4 protein-coding genes and 1 tRNA gene are annotated in these 6,412 nt (G+C 57.1%); 2 read left to right on the forward strand and 3 right to left on the reverse strand.

The window, feature by feature from the left end:
• Positions 1-27: 27 nt before the first annotated feature.
• The 3 genes from mscM to rsgA all read right to left on the reverse strand — a co-directional run bounded on the left by mscM (position 28) and on the right by rsgA (position 5,489).
• The gene (mscM, locus tag DEO48_RS15880; RefSeq protein WP_047174004.1) at positions 28-3,351 is read right to left on the reverse strand and encodes a miniconductance mechanosensitive channel MscM; all 3,324 of its coding nucleotides are present in this window, start codon (positions 3,349-3,351) and stop codon (positions 28-30) included.
• Between the two features lie 19 nt (positions 3,352-3,370).
• Entirely contained in the window at positions 3,371-4,339 is a 969-nt protein-coding gene (gene asd / locus DEO48_RS15885; RefSeq protein WP_109845698.1) for an archaetidylserine decarboxylase, read from the reverse strand.
• A 97-nt stretch (positions 4,340-4,436) separates the two neighbouring features.
• Positions 4,437-5,489 (reverse strand): small ribosomal subunit biogenesis GTPase RsgA, encoded by a 1,053-nt coding sequence (rsgA, locus tag DEO48_RS15890; protein ID WP_181367023.1) that lies wholly within the window; start codon positions 5,487-5,489, stop codon positions 4,437-4,439.
• A 107-nt stretch (positions 5,490-5,596) separates the two neighbouring features.
• Here rsgA and orn point away from each other — a divergent pair, with 107 nt between their 5' ends.
• Together orn and DEO48_RS15900 are read left to right on the forward strand one after the other, a co-directional pair.
• Positions 5,597-6,142, forward strand: coding sequence for an oligoribonuclease (gene orn, locus DEO48_RS15895; protein WP_023310130.1), 546 nt, complete (start codon positions 5,597-5,599; stop codon positions 6,140-6,142).
• A 196-nt stretch (positions 6,143-6,338) separates the two neighbouring features.
• A tRNA-Gly gene (locus tag DEO48_RS15900) sits at positions 6,339-6,411 on the forward strand.
• Position 6,412 lies beyond the last annotated feature (1 nt).

Here is a 6,412-nt window from a genome sequence, read left to right on the forward strand (position 1 = left end):
CCGTGGGAGAGGGTTGCACCGCTTACCTTACAAACTTCCCGCCGGGCGCGTACGCGCCGCTGACGTCAGCGTTCTTCCCGTTTTACGCCCGTCCAGGCTTTCGAGACGCATCTGGAACGGTGGGAACGGCATATCAATACCGTGCTCGCGGAAGCCCGCCAGAATCAGCTGGTGGATCTCATGACGCAGCGGCATACGGTGTCCCATTTCGGCGGCGTAGATACGCAGCTCGAAAATCTGGATCCCCTGCTGTAAATCCACAAGGAATACTTCCGGCGCCGGGTTGTCGATTACCAGCGAGCAGCGCTCAGCGGCAGTGTAGAGGATCTGGGTGACCTCTTCGCTGTTGGCGTCCGACGGCGCCGGTACCGTCAGCACCACGCGGGTAACGGAGTCTGACAGCGACCAGTTGATGAACTGCTCGGTGATAAATGCCTTGTTTGGCACGATGATCTCTTTGCGATCCCAGTCGCTGATCGTCGTCGCACGGGTGTTGATCTTCGTGATGCTGCCGGTCAGATCGCGGATCGTTACGGTATCGCCAATACGGATCGGTTTTTCGAACAGAATGATCAGGCCAGAGATGAAGTTGGCGAAGATCTCCTGTAAACCAAAACCTAACCCTACACCAAGGGCCGCCACCAGCCACTGCAGCTTCGACCACTCAATACCGATCATCGAGAAGCCAACCAGCCCGCCAAACAGCATGATCAGATATTTGGTAATGGTCGTAATCGCATAGCCCGTCCCCGGCGTTAAATCCAGATGTTGCAGCAGCGCAAGCTCAAGCAGCGCCGGGAAGTTGCGCACCAGCTGCGTGGTGATGATCAGCACCAGAATGGCAATCAGCACCGCCCCTAAGGTAATCGGCTCCAGGCTTTCAACGCCCTGCACCGTAGACGTCACGTCCCAGAGAGAGATGTTCTCCAGGAAGCCAAATGCTGAGTGGATCTCTGACCACAGGAAGATGACCGAGAGGAGGGCAATTAGCATCAGTATGGAACGAACCAGGCGCAGGGACTGGGTACTGATGGCATCCAGATCCAGTTCGACCTCGTCCGCTTCCGTTGTGCCTTCCGTACTGTTGACGTGGTTTGGCTCTTCTTCTCCCCGCGCACGCTGGGCGAGAATCTCTGCCCGGCGATGCTTGGCACGGTCAAATGCCAGACGCCGCCGCTGGATCAACATCCAGCGGCGGATCACGTGGTACACCACCAGAAGCAGGAACCAGATTGCCACCGAGGTTTCCAGCCGCGCCAGCAGCGCCTTCGAGGTCGCCAGATAACCTACTGCGGCTGCCAGCATCGCAACCAACGGTGCGCTAAGCAGCAGGTTCCAGAGCAGCCGGTTGAACATGTTGTCGCCGCTGCCGGATTTATCCAGATAGAGCGGAATGCCCGCGCGTTTCAGGCTGAGCGTAACGATGGCCAGCGCCCCACAAATCAGCATAAAGCAGAGGCGCCCCAGCGAGCCTGAGAACTCCCGGTCGTTGAGATTATCAAACATGATCAGCGCCATAATCAGCGGCACAATCAGCCCGATGCTCATCAGGTAGTAACGCATGGCGCGCGCAACGCGATTACGCGGCCAGCCAAAGTGGGTGATGAACAGGCCATTGGGGCGCGCGAAGGTGGCGCAAATCATGACCACCCACAGCAGCGGCACCGTGGCGGTGACGCCATCGCCAATTGCGACCGCGAGCGGATAGGGCCAAGCTTCCCGCAGGCCATACCCCAGCGTCATCCACAGCACCGGCAGCGGGGAGGCGACAAGAATCGACCAGAATACGGTGCGCAACGTCAGCCAGAAGTGATCCTGGGTGACTTTCCCGACCCGGGAGCTGGAACGTTCCAGGAAGCGGGTGAAATGTCTGCGCGAGTAAATGCTGAAGCCCACCAGAATCAACGCCCCGAGCAGCGGGAAAATGGTCTCTTTGCTGGTAAACATCATCACGCTGGCCTGTCCCAGCTGGCTGACGGTGTCCAGCGAAATCAGGCGGCGCAGATCCTGAACAATCTCAATTGGCCACGAGAAGGTCATCGGACGCACGTCGGACGTCCAGAAGAGATAACGGTGCGTAGCCTCGTTCACCTCTTTCAGCGCATCTTCCAGCTGGCTGTTGGAGACTTTTAGCTTGGTTAGCTCAAGAATCAGCGTATCCCCGCCCTGGAGCAGAGAGTTCAGCAGTTCACGCTGGGTACGCAGCTGGGCTTCCAGAATGCGGTTTTGCTCGCTGGTCAGGGGCTGGCCGTCAGCCTGACGGATCTGGCGGATTTGCGGCTGTTTATTGAGAAGATCTTCAAAGTGCAGTCGCTGAACGCGCAGCTGGGCCATCTCGGTATCCAGCTGCTGCGGCTTCGGCATTTCCGGCAGGCGCGCGACCTGGGCGCGTAACGCTTCGCCCAGGAGGTTTGATGACCCGAGCCACTGGGACTGCTCGCGCAGGGTGTTGAGCGCCTGGCGAACCTGAAGGGTTTGATTGGTCGCCTGACGCTGCTGGGATGCAACCAGATCCATGCGCTGCGCCTGCTGATTCAGCGCGGCAGAAAGCTCGCGGTTGACCCTGAATTGTTCGTTGATGCCGGCAGGCAGGTTTTCGCTGTTTTCCGCCAGTAGTTCGGTGCTTTCCAGCGCGCGCTCCGCTTCACGCTGGCGCTGGCTGTTAAGCTGATTTCGCAGGGCCTGGAGATACGCATCCAGCTGCTCGCTCTGCTTCTGAGCGAGTTCAGAGCGCATCCGCGACAGCTCCTGGCGGTTATTGGCGGAAAGCTGCGCCAGCTCCAGCTCATCGACAAGGGCCTTCAGGCGAGCCGATTCTGCCTGCAGGCCCAGATTTTGGGCCTGAGCCTGTGGCGTATTGCCACTTTGCGTACCCACGCGACGCTCAACTTCATTAAGCTGGCGGCGGGCGTCGGTTTGCTGTTGCGGAAGCTGGCTGAGGGAGTCGGCGATTTCACGCGCTCGCTCCTGCTCCTGCTGGGCAAGACGGCTCTTTTCCAGAAGCTGGCTGCTGACCTGCAGGATCTCCTGGTTCAGAGCGTCCGAGGTCATGCCTGCGGGCACGTCGCGCGGTTCGTCACGCAGATTATTGAGCTGCGCGCGCAGCGTCTGCGAGAGTTTGGGGAAATTGTCGATAACCTGCTGATACTGCTGAGCGCGCTCAAGAGAGCCTTTCCGCTCCTCAAGCGCGTTCAGGGCAGCCTGGAGCGACTCGACGGTCTCTGGCTGAGCGGGTTTGGCCGCTTTTGCCTGCTCCAGTTCCTGGGTTATCTGTTTGGCGTCGGGGGCTGTCGCTGCGTACGCCCCCATGCTGAGGCACCAGGCCATCAGTAGAACGATAATCGGGCGCACGTCAGCGATCCTTCTGTTGTTAGCCTTCGTCTTTTTTGTCTTCAACCAGCGGGCTGGCGTCGTGCTCGGCGTTGATCTCTTCCTGCGGCAGCGGAGCAGGTTCTGCATCCGGCGTCACGAAGGTTTCGGTAGAGACCGCCAGCGGCTGGCCCAGCTTGGTGACCGACAGGCTTTCGAGCTGTTCAGCCAGCTTCACTTTGCCCGGCGCAAACAGGTTGATTACGGTAGAGCCCAGCTTGAAGCGACCCATCTCCTGACCTTTCAGCAGGGCCACCGAGCCTTCCGCTTCACCGGCAGGCCAGGTCCAGCGTTTGATCACGCCTTCGCGCGGTGGGGTGATGGTGCCGGCCCAGACGGTTTCGATGCTGCCTACGATGGTCGCACCGACCAGAATCTGCGCCATAGGGCCAAATTCAGTATCGAACAGACAGATGACGCGCTCGTTACGGGCAAACAGGTTCGGCACGTTCTGCGCGGTCAGGTGGTTTACGGAGAACAGGTCGCCCGGGACGTAAATCATTTCACGCAGGATACCGTTACACGGCATATGCACGCGATGGTAGTCGCGCGGTGACAGATAGGTGGTGGCAAACGTACCGTTGCGGAACAGATCCGCCATCAGGTAGTTACCCGCCAGCAGCGCTTCCAGACTATAGTTATGGCCCTTCGCCTGCAGGATTTTGTCGTCTTCGATGTTACCCAACTGGCTGATCACGCCGTCTGCCGGCATCACCAGGACGTTAGGATCGGTGTTCAACGGGCGCACTTCGTCACGCAGCGGGCGTACGAAGAACTCGTTGAAGGTGCGGTAGCTGGCGGTATCCGGCTTCTGCGCCTCTTTCATGTCGACCTTGTAATATTTTACGAAAAGGTCGATGACCAGTTTGGTCAGCCAGCCCGCGCGTTTGCTTGCGCCCCAGCCCGCCAGGCGAGTGAGCCACAGTTTTGGCAGAATGTATTGAAGCGAAAGTTTAAATGCGTTTAACAAGGTAGCCTCCAGGCCATTGTTTTGTCGTTCCTGATCCGGCGTTAAGCCGCCGGAACCTGAAAAAAGGGGACGATTTTAGCGATGCTTAGCTTAGTTGTCAGTTATCAGAATCAGAAAAGTTTTTACGCGTTTTTACGTCTTCCATGCTCTCAAGAATACGGTGGTAATTCTCGAAGCGGGTTTCCGCGATCTCGCCTTTCTCAACCGCTTCACGGATAGCGCAGCCTGGGTCGTTATCGTGCTTACAGTCGCGGTATTTACAGGCGCCTAAATAATCATGGAATTCGACAAATCCGTTAAAGATTTGTTCCGGCTCAAGATGCCACAAACCGAACTCACGCACCCCCGGGGAGTCGATCACGTCGCCGCCATGTGGGAAGTGATACAGGCGTGACGCGGTGGTGGTGTGCTGGCCCAGGCCCGAGACATCAGACACATCGTTGGTGAGGATCTCTTGCTGGAGGCCAAGCAGGTTGTTCAGCAGGCTCGATTTACCCACGCCGGACTGGCCCGCAAAGATGCTGATGCGGTCGGTCAGTGCCTCTTCAAGCGGTTTCAGGCCATCTTTGGTGTAGCTGGAGACCATCAGGACGCGATAGCCAATTTTGCGATAGATATCCATCTGCTCATTGACGAAGGCCATCCCGTCGTCGTCCAGCAGGTCGATTTTGTTCAGCACGATGATCGGTTCAACCTGCAGCGTTTCGCAGGCGACGAGGTATCGGTCGATAATATTGAGCGACAGTTCGGGCAAAATCGCCGATACGATAACGATTTGGTTAATGTTGGCGGCAATCGGTTTGACCCCGTCGTAGAAATCGGGACGGGTTAACACGGACGTACGCTCATGGACCGCTTCAACAATACCTTTTACCGTAACGCCTTCCGCCGCCTCTTTACCCGGTCGCCAGACCACGCGATCGCCGGTAACCAGTGAACGGATGGTGCGACGGATATTACAACGGTGGATATCCCCGTCGGCGGATTCGACATCGGCATGCATACCGAAACGGCTGATGACTACGCCTTCTGTCGCTTCACCAAACAGGTTGTCGTCATAATCCGGCTTCTCCGAAGTGGTTTTAAGACGGCGCTGGTGGTTGGCGTTTACGCGGCGCTGCTGCCCTTTGGAGAGTTTATTTTTACTCAATCGCGCTGGCTCCTGGTCGCCCGTAAGGGGCAAAACCTCTATGATACACTCTAATTAATACTAGTTAACCTGCTACTGCCGGTTATGCGAGAAGGGTGGAAAATAACATGAGCGCGGATGAAAACAACCTGATTTGGATCGATCTCGAAATGACCGGGCTGGATCCCGAGCGCGATCGCATCATTGAAATTGCAACGCTGGTGACGGACGCTAACCTGAATATCCTGGCTGAAGGGCCAACGATTGCGGTGCACCAGTCCGACGACCAGCTGGCTTTGATGGATGAATGGAACGTGCGCACCCACACCGGCAGTGGCCTGGTGGAGCGCGTGAAGGCGAGCACGTTCGGCGATCGCGAGGCGGAGCTGGCGACGCTTGAGTTCCTGAAACAGTGGGTTCCGGCAGGCAAATCGCCTATCTGTGGGAATAGCATCGGCCAGGATCGCCGTTTCCTGTTTAAGTACATGCCGGAGCTGGAGTCATATTTCCACTACCGCTATCTGGATGTCAGCACCCTGAAAGAACTGGCGCGTCGCTGGAAGCCTGAAATCCTCGACGGCTTTAAAAAGCAGGGGACTCACCAGGCGATGGACGATATCCGTGAGTCCGTGGCGGAGCTTTCCTACTACCGCGAAAACTTTATTAAGCTGTGATTTTGCGATCCGGCGCCTTGCGTGGCCGGGTTTTTGTCGTTAAATTGTTCAGCTTGCCGATTAATTAAGCATTTGAACTTAATTTCGAAAAAATCGCTTTAAGGGGGGTTGCAGCTAAAAGGATTTCTCGTATAATGCGCCTCCCGTAACGACAGAGAATTACACGTTACGACAGCAACAAAAGCAGTGCAGATTTGCGGGAATAGCTCAGTTGGTAGAGCACGACCTTGCCAAGGTCGGGGTCGCGAGTTCGAGTCTCGTTTCCCGCTC

Source organism: Enterobacter sp. CGMCC 5087 (assembly GCF_003144775.1).
In the GTDB taxonomy this organism is placed as follows: Bacteria; Pseudomonadota; Gammaproteobacteria; order Enterobacterales; family Enterobacteriaceae; genus Enterobacter; species Enterobacter cloacae_M.

Excerpts from the sequence above, each read along its gene's own strand:
- orn (WP_023310130.1), top strand. The coding sequence starts at position 5,597 with ATGAGCGCGGATGAAAACAACCTGATTTGGATCGATCTCGAAATGACC.